This is a genomic window from Streptomyces sp. NRRL F-2580 (assembly GCF_000720115.1).
Classification (GTDB): Bacteria; Actinomycetota; Actinomycetes; order Streptomycetales; family Streptomycetaceae; genus Streptomyces.
Window position 1 is genome coordinate 31,516 of record NZ_JOIR01000035.1, and the last position, 21,933, is coordinate 53,448.

At 70.1% G+C, this 21,933-nt stretch carries 20 protein-coding genes and 3 pseudogenes; 13 read left to right on the forward strand and 10 right to left on the reverse strand.

Going from position 1 to position 21,933, the window contains the following annotated elements:
• Positions 1–154 precede the first annotated feature (154 nt).
• Positions 155–1,120 (forward strand): hypothetical protein, encoded by a 966-nt coding sequence (locus IF88_RS0130450; protein WP_051837828.1) that lies wholly within the window; start codon positions 155–157, stop codon positions 1,118–1,120.
• On the opposite strand, the gene IF88_RS0130460 is transcribed toward IF88_RS0130450, so the two are convergent.
• Together IF88_RS0130460 and IF88_RS0130465 are read right to left on the reverse strand one after the other, a co-directional pair.
• Positions 1,106–2,503 (reverse strand): gluconate:H+ symporter, encoded by a 1,398-nt coding sequence (locus IF88_RS0130460; RefSeq protein ID WP_030719617.1) that lies wholly within the window; start codon positions 2,501–2,503, stop codon positions 1,106–1,108. The two genes, IF88_RS0130450 and IF88_RS0130460, sit on opposite strands and share 15 nt — an antisense overlap.
• Positions 2,504–2,518: 15 nt before the next feature.
• Complete coding sequence (locus IF88_RS0130465) at positions 2,519–3,100, reverse strand: gluconokinase (RefSeq protein ID WP_078893256.1); 582 nt, start codon at positions 3,098–3,100, stop codon at positions 2,519–2,521.
• 131 nt (positions 3,101–3,231) lie between these two features.
• Here IF88_RS0130465 and IF88_RS0130470 point away from each other — a divergent pair, with 131 nt between their 5' ends.
• The 3 genes from IF88_RS0130470 to IF88_RS0130480 all read left to right on the forward strand — a co-directional run bounded on the left by IF88_RS0130470 (position 3,232) and on the right by IF88_RS0130480 (position 5,005).
• Positions 3,232–3,942 carry a FadR/GntR family transcriptional regulator gene (locus IF88_RS0130470; RefSeq protein ID WP_037807611.1) on the forward strand — a complete coding sequence of 237 codons (711 nt, stop codon included), beginning with the start codon at positions 3,232–3,234 and terminating at the stop codon, positions 3,940–3,942.
• Positions 3,943–3,944: 2 nt separating this feature from the next.
• Complete coding sequence (locus tag IF88_RS0130475) at positions 3,945–4,157, forward strand: hypothetical protein (RefSeq protein WP_030719624.1); 213 nt, start codon at positions 3,945–3,947, stop codon at positions 4,155–4,157.
• Positions 4,158–4,276: 119 nt separating this feature from the next.
• Positions 4,277–5,005: an SDR family oxidoreductase gene (locus tag IF88_RS0130480; protein WP_107050665.1), complete on the forward strand. Its 729-nt coding sequence runs from the start codon at positions 4,277–4,279 to the stop codon at positions 5,003–5,005.
• 191 nt (positions 5,006–5,196) lie between these two features.
• Here the strand turns inward: IF88_RS0130480 and IF88_RS46815 are convergent, their stop codons facing one another.
• The gene (locus IF88_RS46815; RefSeq protein ID WP_158754667.1) at positions 5,197–5,361 is read right to left on the reverse strand and encodes a hypothetical protein; all 165 of its coding nucleotides are present in this window, start codon (positions 5,359–5,361) and stop codon (positions 5,197–5,199) included.
• A gap of 77 nt (positions 5,362–5,438) precedes the next feature.
• A pseudogene (locus IF88_RS0130490) lies at positions 5,439–6,216 on the reverse strand (IS630 family transposase); the annotation flags it as partial.
• Between the two features lie 287 nt (positions 6,217–6,503).
• Here IF88_RS0130490 and IF88_RS0130495 point away from each other — a divergent pair.
• Positions 6,504–6,782 carry a hypothetical protein gene (locus IF88_RS0130495; RefSeq protein ID WP_030719633.1) on the forward strand — a complete coding sequence of 93 codons (279 nt, stop codon included), beginning with the start codon at positions 6,504–6,506 and terminating at the stop codon, positions 6,780–6,782.
• A gap of 53 nt (positions 6,783–6,835) precedes the next feature.
• Here the strand turns inward: IF88_RS0130495 and IF88_RS0130500 are convergent, their stop codons facing one another.
• Together IF88_RS0130500 and IF88_RS41080 are read right to left on the reverse strand one after the other, a co-directional pair.
• Positions 6,836–7,396, reverse strand: coding sequence for a GNAT family N-acetyltransferase (locus tag IF88_RS0130500; RefSeq protein ID WP_030719635.1), 561 nt, complete (start codon positions 7,394–7,396; stop codon positions 6,836–6,838).
• Between the two features lie 69 nt (positions 7,397–7,465).
• Positions 7,466–8,210 (reverse strand): annotated as a pseudogene (locus IF88_RS41080) (IS256 family transposase); the annotation flags it as partial.
• A 149-nt stretch (positions 8,211–8,359) separates the two neighbouring features.
• On the opposite strand from IF88_RS41080, the gene IF88_RS0130510 reads away from it, so the two are divergent.
• Positions 8,360–8,827 (forward strand): hypothetical protein, encoded by a 468-nt coding sequence (locus tag IF88_RS0130510; protein WP_030719638.1) that lies wholly within the window; start codon positions 8,360–8,362, stop codon positions 8,825–8,827.
• 64 nt (positions 8,828–8,891) lie between these two features.
• Positions 8,892–9,485, forward strand: a complete 594-nt coding sequence (locus tag IF88_RS44335; protein WP_234323751.1) for a transposase — start codon at positions 8,892–8,894, stop codon at positions 9,483–9,485.
• Between the two features lie 37 nt (positions 9,486–9,522).
• On the opposite strand, the gene IF88_RS0130520 is transcribed toward IF88_RS44335, so the two are convergent.
• Both IF88_RS0130520 and IF88_RS0130525 read right to left on the reverse strand, forming a co-directional pair.
• The gene (locus tag IF88_RS0130520) at positions 9,523–10,818 is read right to left on the reverse strand and encodes an MFS transporter (protein WP_030719644.1); all 1,296 of its coding nucleotides are present in this window, start codon (positions 10,816–10,818) and stop codon (positions 9,523–9,525) included.
• Positions 10,815–11,354, reverse strand: coding sequence for an ArsR/SmtB family transcription factor (locus IF88_RS0130525; protein WP_030719647.1), 540 nt, complete (start codon positions 11,352–11,354; stop codon positions 10,815–10,817). The genes IF88_RS0130520 and IF88_RS0130525 overlap by 4 nt, the downstream gene beginning before the upstream one ends.
• Positions 11,355–11,722: 368 nt before the next feature.
• Here IF88_RS0130525 and IF88_RS0130530 point away from each other — a divergent pair, with 368 nt between their 5' ends.
• From IF88_RS0130530 to IF88_RS47425, 6 genes are all read left to right on the forward strand, one after another.
• On the forward strand, positions 11,723–13,321 hold the full coding sequence (locus IF88_RS0130530) for an ISL3 family transposase (protein ID WP_030719650.1): 1,599 nt from the start codon (positions 11,723–11,725) through the stop codon (positions 13,319–13,321).
• Positions 13,322–13,410: 89 nt separating this feature from the next.
• A complete protein-coding gene (locus tag IF88_RS0130535) occupies positions 13,411–13,920 on the forward strand; it encodes a hypothetical protein (protein WP_037807635.1) in 510 nt (169 codons plus the stop codon).
• A 172-nt stretch (positions 13,921–14,092) separates the two neighbouring features.
• Positions 14,093–14,554, forward strand: coding sequence for a replication-relaxation family protein (locus IF88_RS0130540; protein WP_234323752.1), 462 nt, complete (start codon positions 14,093–14,095; stop codon positions 14,552–14,554).
• 404 nt (positions 14,555–14,958) lie between these two features.
• Positions 14,959–15,465, forward strand: coding sequence for a hypothetical protein (locus IF88_RS0130545; RefSeq protein WP_030719659.1), 507 nt, complete (start codon positions 14,959–14,961; stop codon positions 15,463–15,465).
• A 104-nt stretch (positions 15,466–15,569) separates the two neighbouring features.
• Positions 15,570–15,824, forward strand: coding sequence for a Scr1 family TA system antitoxin-like transcriptional regulator (locus tag IF88_RS48430; RefSeq protein WP_324617217.1), 255 nt, complete (start codon positions 15,570–15,572; stop codon positions 15,822–15,824).
• A 231-nt stretch (positions 15,825–16,055) separates the two neighbouring features.
• Positions 16,056–16,304: a hypothetical protein gene (locus IF88_RS47425; RefSeq protein ID WP_030719663.1), complete on the forward strand. Its 249-nt coding sequence runs from the start codon at positions 16,056–16,058 to the stop codon at positions 16,302–16,304.
• 122 nt (positions 16,305–16,426) lie between these two features.
• Here IF88_RS47425 and IF88_RS0130560 read toward each other — a convergent pair.
• Both IF88_RS0130560 and IF88_RS48435 read right to left on the reverse strand, forming a co-directional pair.
• Positions 16,427–16,595: pseudogene (locus IF88_RS0130560) on the reverse strand (transposase); the annotation flags it as partial.
• Positions 16,596–19,289: 2,694 nt separating this feature from the next.
• Positions 19,290–21,668, reverse strand: coding sequence for a hypothetical protein (locus tag IF88_RS48435; protein WP_234323753.1), 2,379 nt, complete (start codon positions 21,666–21,668; stop codon positions 19,290–19,292).
• Positions 21,669–21,933 lie beyond the last annotated feature (265 nt).

The following is a 21,933-nucleotide window of genomic DNA, read 5'->3' on the forward strand; positions in this document are numbered from 1 at the left end:
CGCCGCCGCTGCCCCCGCAGTCCGAACCGCTCGCCGCGCGCCGCCTGCCGCCCGGTCCCCGACCGCGGCCCACCCCACGAACCTGCCGCCCGCTCGCCGAACTTGCCGAAGCCCGCCGCACTGGCCGAAGCCTGCCGACCCCCACGAGGATCCCATGCCCGACGCCGCGACCTCCGCGTCCACCGACCCGGACGTCGACCTGCTCGACGCCCCGTGCCGCGCCCTTGCCGAGGCCGCCGACGCGGTCGGCGAGGCCGCCCGCTACGCCTCCGGCCTGGCCCTCGGCGCCCGCCTGCCCGCCGCCGCCCTCGCCCGCGGCGGCAGCGCCAGGCGAGGCTGGCGCACCCTGCTCCGTACGCTGACCGACCCGGCGGGCCTCGGCTGGGCCCCGCGCGGCCGGGGCGTCGCCCGGGCCGGCCGGCTCGCCGGCATCCTGGTGAGCCGGGAGAGCCTCGCCATCAGCATCGCCGTCTGCGGGCTCAAGGCCCGGATCCGGGCGGCGAGCGCGGGCCGTCCCGAACTCCTGGACGATCCCGGCGCGGCGGCGGTCCTGAGGGCCGTCGGGGCGGGCCGACAGGCCGAGGCCCTCCGCCTGTTCCGCACGATCATGCGCGACCAGGGCGCCGAGCACGCCTTCGCCCTGCTCGCCCCGTCCTTCGCCGACATCCTCGCCTGGAAGGCCCTGACCGACGCCAACCCCTTCAACGACCACGCCGGCTGGCAGGTCGCCACCGGCCGGGCCGAGACCGCCGAACCGCTGCTCGGGCTCGGCGCCGCCTTCTGGGCCCTCTGCGACCGCGGCCAGAGCCTGCCCGAACGGCCTTCGGCGGGGCGCGCCCCAGCCCGCCGCCCGGCCCAGGGCCGGGTCGCGGGCCGGCCGTCGCGGCCGTCGCCGCGACCGCCGGCCGGCGACCTGCGCGGCCACGCCGCCGCCCTGCGCACGCACGCGGCCCGGCTGAGCGAGGCCGCCGCCGCGCCGGACTGGCACGGTCCGCAGACCGAGACCCTGCGCGCCGAGGTCGCGAACCTCGCGGCCCGTTGCGAGACGGCGGCGGACGGCCTCGCCCTCGCCGCCGCCCAGCTGCAGGGCCGGCTGCCGGTGCGGCTACACGACCAGTGACAGCAGCAGGACGAAGCCCAGGCCGACCACCGAGATGATCGTCTCCATCACCGACCAGGTCTTGAGGGTCTGCCCGACGGTCATCCCGAAGTACTCCTTGACCATCCAGAAGCCGGCGTCGTTGACGTGGCTGAAGAACAGCGAGCCCGACCCGATGGCGAGGACCAGCAGAGCGGTCTCCGTGGTGGACATGCCGGCCGCGAGCGGGGCCACGAGGCCGGCCGCCGAGATGGTGGCCACCGTCGCCGAACCCGTCACCAGGCGAATGGCCACGGCGATGAGCCAGGCCAGGAGGAGCGTGGGTATGGCCCAGCCCTTCGACAGGTCCAGGATCATCTGGCCCACGCCCAAGTCGATCAGGGTCTGCTTGAAGCCGCCGCCGGCGCCCACGATCAGCAGGATGCCCGCGATCGGGCCCAGGGACTTCTCCACCGTGGCCGACAGCTGCCCCTTGGTGAAGCCGGCCGCGCGGCCGAGGGTGAACATGCCCACCAGCACGGCGGCGAGCAGTGCGATCAGCGGGGAGCCCGCGACGTCGGTCACGCGCTGCACCGGGTTGGCGGGGTCGTTGACCACGATGTCGACCAGGGCCTTGACCAGCATCAGGGCCACGGGCAGCAGCACGGTGAAGACCGTCGCCCCGAACCGCGGGCGGTGCTCGAGGGCGGCCGAGGGCCGCTCCGTGATCATGCGCTCGGGCGCCGGTATGTCCACCCAGCGCGCCGCGTACCGGGAGAACAGCGGCCCGGCGATGATCACGGTCGGGATCGCGACGACCACACCGAGCGCGAGCGTGACCCCCAGGTTCGCGTGCAGCGCGTCGATGGCGACGAGGGGTCCGGGGTGCGGCGGTATCAGCCCGTGCATCACGGAGAGGCCGGCGAGCGCCGGGATGCCGATCCGCATCAGGGAGTAGTTCCCCCGCTTGGCCACCAGCAGCACCACCGGGATCAGCAGCACGATGCCGACCTCGAAGAAGAGCGGCAGCCCGATCACCGAGGCGATCAGCACCATCGCCCAGGGCATGGCCCGGCCCTTGGCCCGGGCGAGGATCGTGTCCACGATCTCGTCCGCGCCGCCCGAGTCGGCCAGCAGCCGGCCGAGGATCGCGCCGAGGGCGATCAGTACGCCGACTCCCGCGACCGTGGCGCCGAGTCCGGCGGTGAAACTGGCGATGGTCTTGGCCAACGGCGCGCCCGCGAAGACCCCGAGGGTCAGCGAGCCGACCGTCAGGGCGAGGAAGGCGTGCAGCTTGAGACGGGTGATGAGCAGGACGATGACGGCGATGCCCGCGAGGACGGCGATCCCCAGCTGGGTGTTCCCGGCCGAGGTGATCGGGCCGGTGCCGGCCGCTGCCAGAGTCTCGACGCTGAGACTGGTCACGGTGACGTTTCTTCCTTAGTTCCGGGGGGAGTGGTTCGAGGACGTGCCGTGTGCGGCGGTGTCGTGTGCGGCGGTGCCGTCTTCGGCCGGGCCGAGCCGGCGCAGGGCGGCCAGGGCGCGTTCGGTGATCTCTTCGGGGGACCCGGACACCTCGACGACGGCACCAGCTTCGTCGTCCTGGAGCGGCTCCAGGGTGGCGAACTGCGAGTCCAGCAGGGTGGTGGGCATGAAGTGGCCCTTGCGGGCCGCCATCCGCTCCTCGATCAGCGGACGTTCACCGGTGAGGTGGACGAAGACCGCTCCGGGGGCCGCGGCCCGCAGCCGGTCGCGGTAGGCGCGCTTGAGCGAGGAGGCGGCGACCACGCCGCCCCGCAGCCCGGCGCAGTCGCGGATCCACTGGCCGATGGCGTCGAGCCACGGCCGGCGGTCCGCGTCGTCCAGGGGGGTGCCGGCCGACATCTTGGCGACGTTGGCCGCCGGGTGGAACGCGTCGCCCTCCGCGTACGGAAGGCCGAGCGCCGTCGCGAGCAGCCGGCCCACGGTCGTCTTGCCCGTGCCGGCCACGCCCATCACCACAATGACGCGCTGGGTGCTCACGCCTACCTCGCTGTCCTCGTCGACATCGGTTCGTGCGGCACCACTGAAGCGCATTAAGTAGTACTTATTCAAGAGTCGAGTGGCATACATCGCATCTTTTGCCGACGGGGGTGTGACCGTACGCTTACGCCATGACCACCGAAGGCAGTCCTGGGCAGGGGCTCCACTCCCACGTGCTGGACACCCTCGGGCTCGCGATCACGGCGGGGGAGTACCCGCCGGGCAGCGTCCTGCGCACGGACGAGATCGCCCAACGCTTCGAGGCCTCCCGCACGGTGGTACGGGAGGTCGTCCGCGTCCTGGAGTCCATGCACCTGGTCGAGTCCCGCCGTCGGGTCGGCGTGACCGTCCGTCCCACCGACGAGTGGAACGTCTACGACCCGCGCGTGATCCGCTGGCGGCTGGCGGGCACCGACCGCCCCCGGCAGCTGCGGTCCCTCACGGTGCTGCGCTCCGCGATCGAGCCGGTCGCGGCCGGGCTCGCCGCGACCCTGGCCACCCCCGAGCAGTGCGCCGAACTCACCGAGGCGGCCCTCGGGATGGTCCGGACCTCGCGCGGCCACCAGCTCGAGGGCTACCTGCACCACGACATCGCGTTCCACCGCGTCGTGCTGAACGCCTCCGGCAACGAGATGTTCGCCCGGCTCGGGGACGTGGTCGCGGAGGTCCTGACCGGACGCACCGAACACGCGGTGATGTTCCACGACCCCGACCCGGCGGCCGTCACCCTCCACGTCCAGGTGGCCGAGGCGGTACGGGAGGGAGACGCGGCCCGCGCCGAGGCGCTGACCCGGCAGATCGCGATGGGCGCGCTGGAGGAACTGGACGTACTGGCCCCCTGAGCGTGTATCTCGGACCGCTCGCCACCGACACCCGCATCGCTGAAGACTTCACCCGGCAGCTGCTTGCCGTGCACGGGGAGGCCTTCGACCTGTGGCAGCTGCCAGCCGTCCCGTACGGCATCGCCCCGAGCACGCCTGAGCCCACCCTGTCGCTGACCATCACCGAGTTCACCACCCTGCTGAACACCCTCGTTGCCCAGTACATGCGCGCCTAACGCCCGCCATCCGAGACGGACATGGATATCCGTCAAGGGACGTAGGGCCACAGCCCCATGTGCCTTCCGATCTTGCTGACTAGCGTCAGTGGCTACGCAGATCAGAAGGAGGTGTGCGCGTGGATCTCACTGGGCGCACGATAGTGGTGACCGGGGCCGGGCGTGGGTTGGGCCGAGCGTCGGCCTTGAAGGCAGGTCGATTGGGTGCGCGCGTGTTCGTGTCCGCGCGTTCTCTGGTTGCAGCACAGAGAGTGGCTGATGCGGTGGCGACCGACTCCGGGGCGAAAGCTGAAGCGTTCGCCTGTGATCTGGCCGACCCAGCCTCCATACGGGCCTTCGCGGAGGGAATCACCACCCACGCCGACCAGGTGGATGTGTTGATCAACAATGGCGCTCGCTACCTGGAAGGTGCCGATCTGTGGGACGCCGACGATGAGGCGATCACCGACACCATCGCTTCCGGAGCCACCGGCACACTGCTGACGGTCAAACGCCTCCTGCCGCTGCTACGCGCCTCTGCCGGCGCGGACGTGGTCAACCTGGTCTCCTCGGTCGCGGAAACCCGCAACCACCGCTCCCAGGCACACCCCGCGTTCTACGCCGCCAAAGCCGCCCAGGCCGGCTTCGCCGACATCCTCTCCCGACGGCTCCGCCCCGAGGGCATCCGCGTCATCTCGCTCTACCCGCCGGACTTCACGGACGGCGACCCACTCCACCTCACCTGGGATCAGGCTTCCCGAACTGCAGGCGACCCGCTGACCGCTCAATCCGTGCTCGACTGCGTCCTGTTCGCGATCGGCCAGCCGCGAGACTGCTTCATCCGCTCCTTCCACTTCGAGCAGATGTAGGCGTCCGCCCGGCCCCAGTCCCACCAACGCGGACGATCGCCCCTTGCTGGGACAACCACCCGAGGAACGCGAGCGGCCCTGGCCGTTTTCCGAGAGCGCCATCACATAGACGACCACGACGTCTCCGTGTTCGACTCGCTGCTCCGTGGCTTGTTGGCGAGTTACGAGAGCGCCTGCGTCCTGCAGACCGGCTACCTGACGTCGCTTGGAACGGCGTGGTCAGGGCGCCGGGCCCGGATCATCGCGTAGGCGGGGTCGGTGCACACCGAGACGATCTTCTCGATGTCTCCGTCGTGTGCGTCGGCGGCTTCCCAGGCGGGGTCGCTGGTGAAGTCGCGGACCTTGACGAAGGTCATCTCGCCGATCGGAGTCCCGCTGCGGATACGCCAAGAGCCGGCCCCATACGCGCCATACGTGATCATGCGGGTCCGCTCAGCCCGGCGGCCAGATGGGTGTTGAGGTTGTCCCAGACCACCACGATCGGGCCGCGGAGCTGGATGTGTGCCCAGCACCAGCAGGTCGCGGTAGTCCTTCCAGGAGAAGCTCTTGCGTGCGCCCTTGAGGAGGAGATGGGTGCCGGGGCGGTGAATGGAGGGTGCGGCGGGACCTGCCACGGACGCGGATGATGGGGGTGTGCCCGCGTCGGCCCCGGGTGCGGGCGCGGGGCGGCGTCATGGAGAAGCCGGCCTGGTCGTCGAAGGCGATCCAGGCACCGGATGCCGCCGCGAGGCTTTTACCCAAGGCCACACCTCCTTCTTCCACAACTCCACCGAGTGCTCGTCCCGCTCGGGGGCTCTGCGGGCGGGTGCCTGCCAGGACCAGCTGTGTCGTTTCAGCAGCCGCCACACCGTCGCCACCGACAGGCTCACCCGAAGATGCCGGCCGATCAGCGTCTGGACCCGGGCCAGGGTCCAGCGTTCGTCTTCGAACCCTCGCGCAGACGGGCCTTTGCCGAGTTCCCCCTCGAGCACCGCGAACTGGGTATCGGTGATGGTCGGGGAGTTCGCCGGACCCGCCGAGCACAGGCTCTCCATGCCGCCCTCGCGCCAGGCGCGACGCCACCGGTCCACCGACCGGACACTCACCCGCAGGTCTTTCGCGATGACCGCGGTCTTCTCACCCGCCGCGAACCGTTCACCGGCCTGAAGCCGGATCCCCTCACGAAACGCCCGACGCTCAGCGGTCAGGCCCCCACCCTCCGGATAACGCATACCACCGGCATACCGCAGGGATCATGAACCGTCACTCGCCGACGACAACCCGAAAAGCTCAGTAATCGCACCGCAGTACGACCCATCAATTCTCGCCTGGGACAGTACAGTAGCCAACTCGCTCCGGCGTGCACCGGAGCACGTTCAGGGGGGCACGATTCTCTCGATCGCGGGTGGCGCCATCCACCCGTGACCGTTTCACCGTGTTGGAGCCATCGGGATTCCCGCGTCGCACCGGTGTCCGGTTCCCTCGGGGCCGGACACTCCAAGACCCAAAGGAACGAACCGTGGTGACCCCCACGCCTTTACGGGCCGATGCCCGCACCCACCTCTCAACCGCTGAGCCCACTAGCAGCAGCGGCCGCAGCGACGCCGGAATCGTCATCGCCTTCATCATCTCCGCTGCAGCTCTCGCGGCCAAAGGCATGCCAGTGACCGACGTCCTGGCCCTCCTCGCCGGTGCAGGAATCACCGCCGTGACCACAGTGCGCCTGAAGTCAGGCAGGCTCCTCGGACGCATAGGACAAGCCATCCGCGCAGCGCTGACCACCGCTCCGCAGGAGTAGCAGCAGCCGATGGGCGAGTCATTGTCAAGAGTTGTGGATTGGGCTGTTGGCGTCTATCGAGCCTGTTCCCACTCGGTCCGGGTGAGTTCGTACTCGACTTCACCGTGCTCGGAGCCCTCGATCGCCTCCGGCCAGTCCCCGGTGAAGTTGCGGACGAAGAATAGGCCCGATTTCTCCATGACGCGACGGGAACGGGTGTTGACGGCCATCGTGTTCGCCGTGACCCGCTCGACCTCCATGTCCGTGAACCCCCTCTGGATCAGGGCGCGGGATCCCTCGGTGGCGTAACCGCGTCCCCATGCCGCCTGGTTCAACCGGTAGCCGAGTTCGACCACGGCGGTGCTGTGCTCCTCCAACGGCCGGAACTCGAACCAGCCCAGGAAGGTGCCGGTGGTCTTCTCCTGCGCGGCCCAGTGACCGCGGGTCTCCCAGCACGGGTAATCGTGCAGGAGTCGCGGCAGGGTCCGCGTCTCGATCGCCTGGCGGCTGGCGGGGCGGCCACCGTTGATGAAGCGCATGACGTCGGGGTCGTTGTCCAGGGCGAGCAGGTGGTCGGTGTCGGCCGCCGTGAACGCGCGCAGGACGAGCCGGTCGGTCTCCAGGAAGCTGGCCATGCCGCGATCTTCACCATGGGGTGGCCGGACCTGCCACCGATTTTTCCGACCAGCGCCAGGTGGTGGTGTTCATGCCGCTCGGGCCTCGGGTCGTTCGACCAGGACGCCCCGTTCGAAGCGGGCTCCGGCTCGGACGAGGGCGACGAGCTGGGGTGCGGTGATCGCCCGCCGACGGGCCTGGGCGGACTCGGCGAGCTTGAAGACCATCGCCAGGGCGGCGGCCGGGCTACCCGCGCCGCGGATGACCTTGGTCCGGAGCTTCACCGTGGAGAAGGGTCGATTCGATAGGATTTGTGGTGCTCAGGTGGATCGAGTGTTCGGCGGGGAAGTCGTAGAACGCCAGCAGCTCCTCGGTATCGTCGGTGTTTTCTTGACGGCCTTGGGCCACTTCGCCCCGTAAGCCTTCGCGAAGTCCTTGACGGCCTTCTCGCCATGCGCGCGGTCCTCGGCGCTGTAGATCTCCTGCATGGCCTTCCTCACTCCGGGCTGCTCGGACTTCGGCAACGCGTTCATGGCATTACGGACCTTGTGCACCCAGCACTTGTGATGCCGGGCCTCGGGGAACACCTCCGCGAGGGCATTCCACAGGCCCATCGCGCCATCCCCGGCCACGAGCGCGGGGTCGCGCATGCCGCGCCGGCGGCAGTCGCGCAGCAGGTCGGCCCAGGACTCGGTCGACTCCCGCAGTCCCTCGGCGAGCGCGATCAGCTCCTTGCGGCCATCCGCACGGACGCTTCATGAGGACCAGGACGCAGGAGTGGGCCTGGCCGAGCCTGACCTTGGGATGGACGCCGTCGGCCCACACGTACACATGGCACCAGGCGCAGATGGAGAAGGTGCGCCGTGCGAGCGGCGCCTACTCCTCCGACGCACCGCGTCTGAACATGGCCCGGGACGAAGCGGACCTCGGTGCAGTCCGCGCCGGCCTCCACGAACGGGCCGGCGCGCCCTCGCTGAGGGGGGATGCAGCGCCGCACCGAGCTGTCTCCGGACACCGAGCGCCTCTCACGCTCCACACTGCATCGGATCATCCGCCGCCGGCTCATTCCCCAGACCCGCGAGCGGATGGAGGCCTACCTCGTCGCCTGTGACCTCGCCGTGCACAAACGCCCGGCGTGGATGGAGGCATGGAAGAGGGTGCGCGCCACCACAGAGAACGAACGGGACCGCCGCAGACGCTCCGAGCAGGAACGCGCGCAGGAAGTCCATGCCTTGATTGCCGGGCCCCCGCAGCGAGGAGAAGGCGAGGCGCCTGATGCGGAAGGCCGGGCTCGCGCCGACCGAGAGGTTCCCCGGCCCTCGTCAGCCGTGGGGAGCGCACTGCGTGAAGTGCGGCAGTGGGGCCGGTTCCGCTTCGCGCAGGTCGTCCTCGGCGAAGCGGGGTGCGTGGTCTGCCGTGCGGCCCACCTCGGCTGCCGCGCGCCGCGCTGACCCTGGGTGCCGACGGCGGACCTTCGTTGAGCAGGTACCAGGCCTGACCCGCCGCCATGGCATATTGACCGAGCGGCTGCGTTCCACCTGGGCTGAGGTGGGCCTCGCGTTGGCCGGCCGCGCCGGCGCCCGCCTTGCGGGTACGCTCGGCATCGCCGTCAGCCGCAGCACGGTGCTACGACTGTTCCATGCGATGCCTGACCCTCAGCCGAAGGCCCCGCGAGTAGTGCGCATCGACGAGTATGCGATGCGCAGAGGCCGTATCTACGGGACGGTGCTGGTCGACGTCGAAACCCGCAAATTCGTAGATCTGCTGCCCGACCGTGAAGCGGCCAGCGTCGCCGCATGGCTTGCCGAGCGCCCCGGGATCGAGGTGATCTGCCGCGACCGCGCTCCGTTCTTCGCCGAAGGCGCTAGCACCGGAGCACCCACCGCGGTGCAGGTCGCAGACCGCTTCCATCTCTGGCGCAACCTCGGTGAGGCCGCCGAAAGATACGTATCGCGCCATCGGCCCTGTCTGCGAGCGCCATTCGCTCCGCCCCGTTCCGAGGGCACACCACCGCCGGCTCCCATGGATTACCACGCAGCGTCACCGACCACAGAATGTGTGCCAGAGCCCCACTTCGGCAGGCACCTGCGTGAGCCCCGGACTGCTTGAGCCTCGTGACATCGTTGTGAGGCCTTCGCGGCAGGCGTCACAACACGTCAGGTGCACTCGCCGGGGAGGGATCCTTGGATGCCGGGTGATCCGGGCCGCCGGCCGGGTCGGCGGCACGCAGCGCCGCTTCGACCCGGCGGTTGCTGGTCATGGATGCCGTGATGGCCGTCATCGCCAGGAGGAGGCCGGCGGCAGCGTAGAGCGGGGTGCGGATGTCGTACGTGGTGGCCAGCCAGCCGCCGAGGAAGGCCCCGATGGGGGCGGCGCACATGGCGAGCATGCGGGAGGTGGAGGCGACCCGGCCCATGAGGTGGGCGGGGACGATCGCCTGCCGGAGGGAGGGCCCGAGCACCATCGTGGCGCCCATGCCGGCCCCGCAGACGGCGAGCGCCAGCCCGGCCACGTACGGGTTCGGGGCAGCGGCAAGGCCCAGGATGGCAAGCCCTTCGAGGGCGGCTGTGCAGGTCAGTGCGGTGCCGGTGCCGAGTCGTCGGCCAAGGTAGGAGGCGATGCCTGCACCGAGCAGACCGCCGGTGGCCTCCGCGGTGAGGAGCAGGCCGAAGCCGTAGGTGTCGATGCCGAGGCGGTCGTGCGCGAAGAGGGCGAGTACGGTCTCCACAGCGAGGAAGGCGACGTTCCCGACCGCCGGGCGGAGCGCGAGTCCGAGCAGCAGCCGGTCCCGGAATACGTAGGAGGCGCCGGCCCGCGCCTGCCGAAGCAGCGACTCACGGACCTGCGGTACGGGCCGGGGCGTGGCGGGAAGTGACCGTACGAGCAGTGCGCTGAGCGCGAACGAGACCGCGTCGGCGAGCAGCGGAATGGCCCGTCCGAGCGCGAGCAGGGCACTGCCCGCGGGCGGTCCGGCGAAGCCGGACGCGGCGGTCTGGGCGCCGCGCAGGCGGGAGTTGGCGCGCTCCAGGAGCGCGGGGTTACGGCCGAGCAGATCCGGTAGATAGGCCGTGGCGGCCGTGTCGAAGAAGAGTCCGCCGAGGCCGAGGAGGAAGGCGACGGCAGCGAGCAGCGGAATGCTCAGCACGTCGAGCGCGGCCGCTGCCGCCGGTATCGCGAGCAGCACCGCACGGGACGCGTCCGCGACCCACATCGTGCGCCGGCGGTCCCAGCGGTCCACCAGCGCACCGCCGAGCACCCCGAAGAGCAGCCACGGCAGCGTTCCGGCGGCCGTGACGACGGCGAGCGCCATCGGATCCCGCGTCAACGTCAACGCGAGCAGAGGCAGCGCGGCGTGCGTCACCCCGTCACCGAGCGAGGACACCGTCTGCGCAGTCCACAGCCGTCCGAACCCGGTCGGCAACTTCCGAACGTCCGAGGTCACTTGGCGCCCTCCTCGGCCTGCTCGCGCGGTGCCGGGTGGAACAGTGCGAAGACGAGTGACGCGTCCGGCAGCGACGGATCGGACAGCTCCCGGTACTCGTCCGCCAGTGCCTGCAGCCGCGCCCCCAGCTGCGCGAACTGCTCCTCGGTGAGCCGCAGATGCGCCATCCGTACATGCCGTGCGCCGTCCACCGGAGCTGCCTCCAGGTCCGCCACCGCATGCCGCATCAGCACATCCGGCCCTCCCTCGCCCGGATCCGGCAGCACGATCGCCCGCGCGGCCATCGCGTAATACCGCTCGGTGACCCCGCGGACCTTCCGCGTCCGTACCACCTTCACCAGGCCGGCCCGCTCCAGCAGCCGTACGTGGTAGCTGGAACTCCCCTTCGCAAGGCCCACTCGCTCGGCGATCTGCGTGATCGTCGCGGGCTCGAAGCGGAGCACGGCCATGATCCGGTGACGCGTGAGATTGGATACGGCGCGCAACTGCTCGTCCGTGGTGACGTGAAACGTCTCGGGAAGATCATCGGTAGGCATGCGAGCAATGGTCAACGATCCTTGACCATTGAGCAAGGGGATTTCGCGCGGACTTCCAGAATCTGCTGTCCGGCGCGCGAGACCTTCCGTCACCCCCCCCACCCACCGCCATCCGGGCAGCTGTCGCAGATCAGGCCAAGATCAATCTCAGCAGGTACCTTGCGTACCTCAAACTGCCTCGGCAGAAATCGAACGACCGCTGGCCGTCGTGCCTCCCGAAGTGGTGCACATCTGCTGTCGGTTCGACGGTTCTGGCTCAGGTTCTGTGGTCTGGCCACGTTGAGTAACGGCAGGGGCAGTGACAGGTGTTGGCCAGGTCGCCCGAAAATAGCTCTACGTCCGGGTGGTTGGGCTGACAGTTCGGAGCCGTGGACGACCTTGCAGTTCGGTTGAAGGATCTGCTGTTCCCGTCGGTGGCGGACGTGGTGGTGTTGTCGGTAGACGTGGATATCGCGATAGTGCGCGTTGACGTCCAGGGCTCGGCGGTGGGCGCGTCGTGTCCGTTGTGCGGGACGTGGTCTGACCATGTTCATGGGTCCTACCTGCGGTTTCCTGCTGACGTGCCGAGCGGTGGCAGGAGTGTGGTTCTCCGGTTGAGAGTGCGGCGGTTCACCTGCCCGAATGCCTTCTGTGGTCGGCGGACGTTCGTCGAGCAGATACCGGGGCTGACACGTCGCCACGGCCAGCGGACGGATCGGCTTCGCTCGGTGCTGTCCGACATCGGTCTGGCCTTGGCCGGCCGGGCCTGTGCCCGGATGGCCCGGATGGTCGGCGTCGGCGTCAGCCGGAGTACGGTCCTGCGCCTGGTCGACGCATTGCCGGAACCGGAGCCGCCCGCCCCGCGGGTGGTCGGTGTCGACGAGTACGCGACTCGCAAAGGACGGCACTACGGCACCGTCCTGGTGGACGTCGAGACTCGCCGGCCGGTCGACCTGCTGCCCGACCGGGAATCGGCCAGCCTCGCAGCCTGGCTCGCGAAGCGGCCGGGGATCGAGGTGGTCTGCCGGGACCGGGCGCCCTTCTTCGCCGAGGGTGCCACCGTCGGCGCGCCCCAGGCGGTCCAGGTCGCCGACCGGTGGCACCTGTGGCACAACCTCCGCGAGGCCGCCGAACGAAGCGTCTCCCAGCACCGCCGCTGCCTGCAGGTACTCGTTCCCGCTGCCCCGCAGCCCGACACAGAACCGGCTCCGGCAGCCGAGCCCGCGACCTCGCCGTGGGCGACCAGCAGCCGCTACGCGGATCGCACCAGAGCCCGGCACGCCACGATCCATGCCCTGATCGAGGCCGGGCACAGCCGGCGCTCGATCCAACGTCAGCTCGGCATGACCTACTGCACCGTCCAGCGTTTCGCCGACGCCGCACGACCGGAAGACCTCTTCACCGGCCAGTGGCAGAACCGGTCCTCGGTCCTGGACGAGTACAAGCCCTACCTTGATGACCGCTGGAGCGAGGGCTGCACCAATGCCTGGAAGCTATGGGAGGAGATCGTCCCCCTCGGCTACCGGGGAAGCTACGGACGCGTCCGTGCCTACCTGCACCTCAAACGGACATCACCCCGTCCGGTGGCGGCCCGGCCCCCTTCGCCCCGCTCAGTCGCTGGGTGGATCCTCCGCCGCCCCGAGACCCTCGCCGAACCCGAGCAACTCCAGCTCAAGAACATCTCAGCCAACTGCCCCGAGATCGCCGCCCTCACCCGCCACGTCCGGTCGTTCGCGACCATGCTGACCGGGCGCCAGGGCGAACAGCTGCCCGCCTGGCTCGACGCCGTCCGACAGGACGACCTTCCCAGCCTCCACACGCTCGCCACGGGACTCGAACGCGACCGGGAGGCCGTCATCGCCGGCCTGACCTTGCCCTGGAACTCAGGCGTCGTCGAAGGACATGTCAACAGGATCAAAATGCTCAAGCGTCAGATGTTCGGTCGCGCGGGCTTCGCCCTCCTGCGGAAACGGGTTCTCATGTCCTGATCACCAAACCCGCAGGAGGAACGCGATGGCAGCATCGTCTGGAAATGTGCGAGTCTCCTTCTCTCAGATGGCCGATCGAGAAGACTGTGATGACCCGCGACGACGCTCTCAAGCAGCTCAGCCACATCGCGCGCGAGAGGGCCTTCGATAGGCGCGTCGGCTCGGACCGGCTCATCCAGGCTGGGCTGGACGCGCTCATCGCCGGGGTCGAGAGTCCCTCCGTCGCCATGCTGGCCGGTCTCGTCCGGAGCGAAGAGCCCGAGGCTCCGGCACTCTTCGACCAGGTGCTGGAGGAGTTGGGACTGCTCTTCCACCCGCCCGCTGACCCTCGGGCCGCGAAGTGGGCCATGGCCTATTGGGTCGCCGGTCAGATCGCCGACGGATCCCTGGATCCCGCAGCCGGCACCCACCTCATCTGGGCAGACATCGCTTATGACCTCGGCTACCCCGTGGAACTGGAACCCCTCGTCCACTGCGCGCATAACTTGGAGGCCTGGGAGGAGAGCTGGGGAGTCTCCGTCGAGGAACTCAACAGGGAAGCGGTTGAGGCAGCGAAGCAGTTCCTTAGCAAGAGGTCGGCAGCCGAGGCGGAAGACTGACCAACGGCTCGTTCGCGCCACCGGGATTGGTCACCCGCGACCCAATCCGGTCACTTAGCGTGGCTGCACCACAGAAGCTGAGCCAGAACCGGTTCGACCTGGTCAAGGGGTGCTGAGGCGGCCTACACCGACACGGTCCTCGGCAGCCGGGAAGTACCTGACCGACTGGCAGGTGGAGGTGAACCACGCCATCAAGGAGATCGGCCTGTCCTTCAACATCGACGCCGTCCTCGCCGTGCCGACCAAGACCAGCGAGGTCCGCCTCTTCGAGCTCGGCAACGGCAGCATGTCCCAGGCCCGCCTCGCCAAGGAGGTCTGGGACTACGAGCGCTACGCCGGGTGCCGCGTCTGGGAGGGAGCCCGCAGCACCATCGGCGGGACCTACCCGTTCTGGCAGTGCCACCGCTACACCCGCTCCAAGACCTTCCCGCGGCTGCACGTCGTCCTGGCGGGAAAAGCGGAGCACCTGCTCGACAACCGCCGCCAAGCGCTCGCTGCCGCTGTACATGGCATCACGATCGCGGTGCGGGTGAACACTCTGCCCCGGCTTGAGCGCGGCGAGCCCTGGTACGAGATCGGCGTAGACGGCCCGGACCGGCGCCGCGCCCGCTATCCCGAAGCAGTCGGTCGCTGACCGGCCCGCACGTGCTGGGCGAGCCCAAGGGGAGCCTGGGCAAGCCACCCCGAACCGCGGCTTGCCCACCCAGGCCGGATCGAGCGGGACACGGCGGCATCGGTCACGGTCCGCCCGGGGCTTCTCGGCGAGGCCGTGGCTGACCGATGACCGGTCGCCGGCTCGGTCGGGAGTTGCACGGGTCGGTCACGGCGCTGACGTGCTGTTTTGACCGATGGCAGGAGACGGACCGGTCACACTCGGCCCGCCGACCGGTCACGGACCCTGGTGGGCAAGCCCCACCGCACGAACCGCTTGCCCAGCACCCCGCCGGGCGGGACGCTCTCCTAGGCTGTCGCGTCGCCCTCTGGGAGGTGGCAGCTCCGAGCCGGCCGACACCACCTCGTCGGCCGTACACCGGAGTCATGAGACGAAACAAGCAGGACAAGAGCGTGGACTTCGACGTCGCGGCTGCGGCCGCTTGGCCGTACGGGCCGGGCGACTACATGTGGCACGCGATGGCCCGGCTCACAGGCACACATCGCGACCCGGTCGTCACCAGCGGGCCGTTCGCCCGGCCCGCGGGCACCCCGTCCTTCGCCCAGGCATCGGACGTCATCCTGGCGTCGCGGGTACAGCTGAGCGGGGCGCAGACCGCGAGTGAACTGCACGACATGATCGCCACTGCCACCCGCGGCATCAGCTGGGACTCCCGGACTCTTGGCCCGGGCATCGCCCTGGACGTCATGGTCGGCCAGCGCCAGGACCTGGCCCTGCACGATGACCACCTGAGGGGGCTGACCAGGATCCTGCTCGCGGCCGACGAAACCATCGGCGCGCCCGGCATAGCACGCCCGGGACACCGCGCGCACTGCGGTGGGAGCGGCCATTCCCGGCCGCTGTGGGCGCGCTCAGTACTGGGCAAGCCTTAGGGGAGCCTGGGCAAGCCCTTTCGACACAGGCTTGCCCAGACCTCCGGCTAGGCACTGTCCGGCGGATCGTGTGACTGTCGGACTGTCAGCTCGTTGTGCCCGGCATGGGCCCCTACGCGGTGGGGGCTCACCCGGGCCTGTCGGGACAGTTCTCCATCCTGAGGTCTGCTGACAACCCGGAGGCGGGGGCTGTGTATCTGGAGCGGTTCACCAGCGAGCTATACATGGAGAAACCATCCGACGTGCAGGGCTACGGCAGGATGTACGACCGCCTCCAGGCCCAGGTCCTCGACCCTGACCGCACCCGCCGGTTCATCACCGACGTCATCAGGTCGCACATCGACGCAGGCGGCTCCTGAGTCCCGGATCGAGGAGTGTCCTCTCAGGAGGCGGGAGGCGTTCTGCGTTGACGCGGAGCGCGTCCTTGCGGGCGGGCGGTGCGTTGGGCCGTGTGACGCGTGCACTGGTTTGGACCCCCACGTCGGGCCGGTGCAGTCCGCGGCCCCGATTCCGCGCTCTGGCGTCGGGGCCGCGCCAGCTCCCCCGGGGCATACGAAGGTCCTGGCCTGCCCCGAGCGGTCAGGGCCTTCGTGCCGCCCGCCGACGTCCAGATGGTCCGGGACCAGGCCGCCGCGATCAACCGGCACCGCCAAGGCGCGAACCTCCCCGCGGTCGCTGTACTGCTGCCCGCCCTGCAGGAGGACCTCAACACCACGATCCTCATGCACGTACGCGGCACCGCCGAGTGGGACGAAGTCTGCGCCTCCTGGTCGACGCGGCCCACGCAACGCCCCCCAGACCCTCAACCACGCGCCCGGACCGCATGCACCGGCTGCTGAACCAGTGCGACTGGGACGCTGATGAAGTCCTCGACTACGTCGTCGAGCATCTCGGTGACCCTGAGGCGGTCCTGACCGTGGACGGCACCGGGTTACTGAAGAAGGGCGTCCGCTCGGCCGGCGGCCCGGCGGACCATGGCTTGGGCGATGACCACTTTCGTCTCGAAGACAACCGTGTCCTCGATGCCCGCGGCCCGGCGCCGGTCCCGGTCATCGGTCCATGACGTGGGCAGATACAAGCGGCGGTCGATCAACGTGCGACCGGCGTTCGCCGGCATGGGCGAGGAAGACGATCGCGGAGAGGATTCCGTTCCGGTGGGTGACCGCGGACGCCGCCTATGGCTTCTCCAAGGGCTGGCGGACTGACAACTGCCAACCTGTCAGAGCCAGGAGCCCATCGTCCCGCACGTCAGCGGGCAGGTTGCACTGCGCGATGCCTCTCTGGCAGTTCAGGCGCACAGGTGCCCGCAAGTGACGTGCCGCGGCTTGGGATCGCGGCGCGCCGCCGTGCTGCGTGCGGCTGTGGGTGCGTTCCTCTTGCCGTGCACCGGCTTGTGGTTGACAGTTCGCAGGCCCGGCTGGTGGTGCCGTCCGGTGTCAGTGGCGGTGGCCCAGCCCCGGACTGGCCCCAGAAGCGAAGGCCCGAACAGCCCGAATGCAGGCCTGTACGCCGATCGCATGAAGTGCAGCGACATTTGGGGTCAACCGTCGGCGTGAAATCGGGGCCGTGCAGACTGATGCTGGCACGCTGCGCAACAGTTCGGGCTCTGGCTCAGGCCCTCCGGCGTGCTGGCGTGGCATGCCCATGGGACCCGTTATCCACCTCTGCGTATTGGCTTTTCAGGGCTGCAGGAAGGTTCCGCAATGAAGCGTCAGTCTCTTCGCAGATCGTGGGTCCGGGCCGTCACTACGCTCTCCGCGGCGGCAACTCTTGGCTTGCTTGTCGATCTCGGTTCGTCGATGATCGCTCCCGCCAACGCGACGGGCATGTCCGTTGATTACTCCATCGGTGTGCCAGGCCCGAACGGTGCTGTAAATGCCGATTTCGAGCCGCGCCCCCCTTGGACGGACGAGGACGAGAGTGACGGACCGTCCGGCCCCCCTCGGCCGGGCGAGGACGACGGCGACGGGCCGTCCGGCCCCCCGTGGCCGGGCGAGGATGGCAGTGACGGGCCGTCCGGCCCGCCTCGGCCGGGCGAGGATGGCAGTGACGGGCCGTCCGGCCCCCCTTGGCCGGGCGAGGATGACGGCGACGGGCCGTCCGGCCCCCCGTGGCCGGGCGGGGATGACGGTGACGGACCGGGCGGGCATGAGAACGGCAATGGCGGACCTCATGAGCACCCGCGGCCGCACCCCCACCCACCAGGCTCAGACGGGCCTCAAGGTCCCCAGGGCAGCCAGGGTTCCCAGGGCGCCCAGGGTAGTCAGGGTGCACAGGGTACTCAGGGCAGCCAGGGGTCTCAGGGCACCGGGTCCCAGGGTTCCCAGGGCAGTCAGGGATCCCAGGGTTCCCAGGGCAGTCAGGGTTCTCAGGGCGCCGGGTCCCAGGGCAGTCAGGGCCCTCAGGGCCCTCAGGGTGCGGGTTCCCAGGGCAGTCAGGGATCCCAGGGTTCCCAGGGCAGCCAGGGTCCTCAAGGCACTGGGTCCCAGGGCAGCCAGGGTGGGGCCGGCCCGCAGGGAAGTCAGGGCAACCAGGGCAATGCCGGGGCGCAGGGCAACCAGGGTGGTACCGGAGCGCAGGGCAGCCAAGGAAACCAGGGCGGCACCGGAGCGCAGGGCAGCCAGGGCGCTACCGGGGCGCAGGGCAATCAGGGCGGTACCGGAGCGCAGGGCAGTCAGGGCGACGCGGGGGCGCAGGGAGGTCCGGGTAGTCAGGGCGGGCTGGGCGCGCAGGGCAGTCAGGGGGACGCCGGCCCGCAGGGAAGTCAGGGGGGCGGCGGGGCTCAGGGCAGTCAGGGCAGCCAGGGCGGTTTCGGGCCGCAGGGCAGTCAGGGCGGTACGGGTTCGCAGGGTAGTCAGGGTGGTGCGGGGGCGCAGGGAGGTCCGGGTAGTCAGGGCGGGCTGGGCGCGCAGGGCAGTCAGGGGGACGCCGGCCCGCAGGGAAGCCAGGGCGGCGGCGGGGCTCAGGGCAGTCAAGGCAGTCAGGGCGGTGCCGGGAGTCAGGGCAGTCAGGGCGGTACGGGTTCGCAGGGCAGTCAGGGCGGACTTGGCAGTCAGGGAAATCAGGGTAATCAAGGCGGGACCGGAACCCAGGGAAGCCAAGGCGGTCAGGGGTTCCAGGGCGACACCGGCACGCCAGGTTCCCAGGGCGGCCCTGGCACTCAGGGTGGTCCCGGTGCGCAGGGCGGCGCTGGTGTCCAGGGTGCTCAGGGTGGTATCGGTCCGCAGGGTTTCCAGGGTGCGCAGGGCAGTCCGGGTGGTTCGGGAGCCGGGCCGCAGGGCAGTCAGGGCAGCCCCGGCACCCAGGGGTTCCAGGGCAGTCAGGGCAGCCAGGGAGTCCAGGGTGGCACGGGCGCCCAAGGGGACCAGGGCAGTCAGGGATTCCAGGGCAGCCAAGGGTTCCAAGGCGGCGCCGGAGTTCAGGGAAGCCAAGGCGACGCCGGCCCGCAGGGCAGTCAGGGCGGTATCGGTCCGCAGGGCGGCGAAGGCAGTCAGGGCGATGTCGGCAGCCAGGGCAGTCAGGGTGGTCCCGGTAGCCAGGGCAGTCAGGGTGACGCGGGAACGCAGGGAAGTCAGGGCAGCCAGGGCGATACCGGAGCCCAGGGCAGTCAGGGTGGTCCCGGCAGTCAGGGCAGTCAGGGTGAGGCGGGAACGCAGGGAAGTCAGGGCAGTCAGGGCGATGTCGGCAGCCAGGGTAGTCAGGGTGGTCCCGGCAGCCAGGGCAGTCAGGGCGATGCTGGGGCGCAGGGAAGTCAGGGTGGCGAGGGAACGCAGGGCAGTCAGGGGTTCCAGGGCGGCCCCGGCAGTCAGGGCAGTCAGGGCGGTCTAGGAGCGCAGGGAAGTCAGGGCACCGAAGGCGGCACCGGCAGTCAGGGCAGTCAGGGCAGTCTCGGGGCGCAGGGCAACCAGGGCGGTACCGGAGTCCAGGGCAGCCAGGGCAGCGAAGGCGGTACCGGAGCCCAGGGAAGTCAGGGTGGTTCCGGGAGTCAGGGGAGTCAGGGAACGCAGGGCGACATGGGTACGCCGGGGATCGCGGGCAGCCAGGGTTTCCAGGGTGGTCCCGGTGTGCAGGGCGGCGCTGGTGTCCAGGGTGCTCAGGGTGGTAGTGGTCCGCAGGGTTTCCAGGGTGCGCAGGGCAGTCCGGGTGGTTCGGGAGCCGGGCCGCAGGGCAGTCAGGGCAGCCCCGGCGCCCAGGGGTTCCAGGGCAGTCAGGGCAGCCAGGGCGAAGCCGGTGTGCAGGGGAACCAGGGCAGTACCGGAGCCCAGGGCAGCCAGGGTTTCCAGGGCGGCGCGGGAGTCCAGGGCAGTCAGGGTGATGCCGGCAGCCAGGGCAGTCAGGGCGGTGTCGGCAGTCAGGGCAGTCAGGGCAGCCAGGGCGACGCCGGAGTCCAGGGCGGCCAGGGCGATATGGGGACGCAGGGTTTCCAGGGGAGCCAGGGTGATGCCGGGGCGCAGGGCAGCCAAGGCGGTGCTGGAGCCCAGGGCAGCCAGGGCAGCGAGGGCGACGCCGGAGCCCAGGGCACCCAAGGCGGTGCCGGGCCGCAGGGCAGCCAGGGCGGTGCTGGAGCCCAGGGCACCCAAGGCGATATCGGCCCGCAGGGTAGCCAGGGCAGCCAAGGCGGTGCGGGAGTTCAGGGAAGTCAGGGCGGCCCTGGGAGCCAGGGGAGCCAGGGCAACCAGGGCGACGAAGGCGAACAGGGCAGCCAGGGCGGTGCCGGGCCGCAGGGCAGTCAGGGCGGTACCGGTGCCCAAGGCACCCAAGGCGGCGACGGAGCCCAGGGCCACCAGGGAAGCCAGGGCGGCAACGGAGCCCAGGGCAGCCAGGGCGGCGCCGGCTCGCAGGGCAGCCAGGGCAGCCAAGGCGAGGAAGGCGCGCAGGGCAGCCAGGGCTTCCAGGGTGACACCGGTGCGCAAGGGACCCAGGGCAGCCAGGGTTTCCAGGGCGACACCGGCGCACAAGGGTTCCAGGGAACCGGAACCCAGGGGAGCCAGGGCGACACCGGCACACAGGGAAGTCAGGGTGGTCTCGGCAGCCAGGGGCTGCAAGGCAACCAGGGTGGTTCCGGGAGTCAGGGGAGTCAGGGAACGCAGGGCGACATGGGTACGCCGGGGACCGCGGGCAGCCAGGGTTTCCAGGGTGGTCCCGGTGTGCAGGGCGGCGCTGGTGTCCAGGGTGCCCAGGGTGGTATTGGTCCGCAGGGTTTCCAGGGTGCGCAGGGCAGTCCGGGTGGTTCGGGAGCCGGGCCGCAGGGCAGTCAGGGCAGCCCCGGCACGCAGGGGTTCCAGGGCAGTCAGGGCAGTCAGGGCGAGGCCGGTGTGCAGGGGAACCAGGGCAGTACCGGAGCCCAGGGCAGTCAGGGTTTCCAGGGCGGCGCGGGAGTCCAGGGCAGTCAGGGTGATGCCGGCAGCCAGGGCAGTCAGGGCGATGCGGGAACGCAGGGAAGTCAGGGCAGCCAGGGCGACGCCGGAGTCCAGGGCAGTCAAGGGTTCCAAGGCGGCACCGGGACACAAGGCAGCCAAGGCAGTCAGGGATTCCAGGGCGGCACCGGCACACAAGGCAGCCAGGGGATCCAGGGCAGTCAGGGATTTCAGGGCGGCACCGGCGCGCAGGGTACCCAGGGCGATACCGGGGCCCAAGGCACCCAAGGCGGCGCCGGCTCGCAGGGCACGCAGGGCAGTAACGGTGCGCAGGGCACTCAGGGCAATCAGGGCAGCACCGGTGTGCAAGGAGACCAGGGCAGTCAAGGTTTCCAGGGAAGCCAGGGCTTCCAGGGCGACACCGGCGCGCAGGGCGGCCAAGGAGCCACCGGCACGCAAGGCGCCCAGGGCAGCACCGGCACGCAAGGCAGCCAAGGCAACATCGGCGCGCAGGGCATGCAGGGCAATCAGGGCTTCCAAGGCAGCACCGGAGTCGAGGGCACCCAGGGTTCCCAGGGCAGCCAGGGATTCCAAGGCGGCACCGGCGCACAGGGCGGCCAGGGAACTACGGGCGCGCAGGGCACCCAGGGCAGTACCGGCGCGCAAGGCAGCCAAGGCAACGTCGGCGCGCAAGGAAATCAGGGGTTCCAGGGTGGTGCCGGTGCCCAGGGCAGCCAGGGCGGCCCCGGTGCCCAGGGCACTCAGGGATTCCAAGGCAACCAGGGCAACCAGGGCTTCCAGGGCTTCCAGGGCTTCCAGGGCAACCAGGGCTTCCAGGGCAACCAAGGCTTCCAAGGTAACCAGGGGTTCCAAGGCAACCAAGGCTTCCAGGGCAACCAGGGCGCGAGCCCAGGGGCGCAGAGCACGGTCGTCTCCAACAACGGCACAGGCCAAGCCGTTGTCTTTTGCCCCGCCGGTACATTCGCCGTCGGCGGCGGCTACCAGACCACGTCGGTCCTCGGCCTCCAGATGCTCAGCAGCCGTCCTGTCGGGGGTTCCCCGGCTACTGGCTGGCAGGCCACCTCCAACGGCGTGGGCACAGTCACCGTCT

Bases quoted from the DNA above. Each gene is read 5' to 3' on its own strand.
- IF88_RS0130510 (WP_030719638.1), top strand. From the start codon at position 8,360: ATGCAGCGCCGCACCGAGCTGTCTCCGGACACCGAGCGCCTCTCACGC.
- IF88_RS48430 (WP_324617217.1), top strand. From the start codon at position 15,570: ATGGGCCCCTACGCGGTGGGGGCTCACCCGGGCCTGTCGGGACAGTTC.
- IF88_RS0130535 (WP_037807635.1), top strand. From the start codon at position 13,411: ATGACCCGCGACGACGCTCTCAAGCAGCTCAGCCACATCGCGCGCGAG.
- IF88_RS0130500 (WP_030719635.1), bottom strand. From the start codon at position 7,396: ATGGCCAGCTTCCTGGAGACCGACCGGCTCGTCCTGCGCGCGTTCACG.
- IF88_RS0130545 (WP_030719659.1), top strand. From the start codon at position 14,959: ATGAGACGAAACAAGCAGGACAAGAGCGTGGACTTCGACGTCGCGGCT.
- IF88_RS0130525 (WP_030719647.1), bottom strand. From the start codon at position 11,354: ATGCCTACCGATGATCTTCCCGAGACGTTTCACGTCACCACGGACGAG.
- IF88_RS46815 (WP_158754667.1), bottom strand. From the start codon at position 5,361: ATGACCTTCGTCAAGGTCCGCGACTTCACCAGCGACCCCGCCTGGGAA.
- IF88_RS0130450 (WP_051837828.1), top strand. From the start codon at position 155: ATGCCCGACGCCGCGACCTCCGCGTCCACCGACCCGGACGTCGACCTG.
- IF88_RS0130470 (WP_037807611.1), top strand. From the start codon at position 3,232: ATGACCACCGAAGGCAGTCCTGGGCAGGGGCTCCACTCCCACGTGCTG.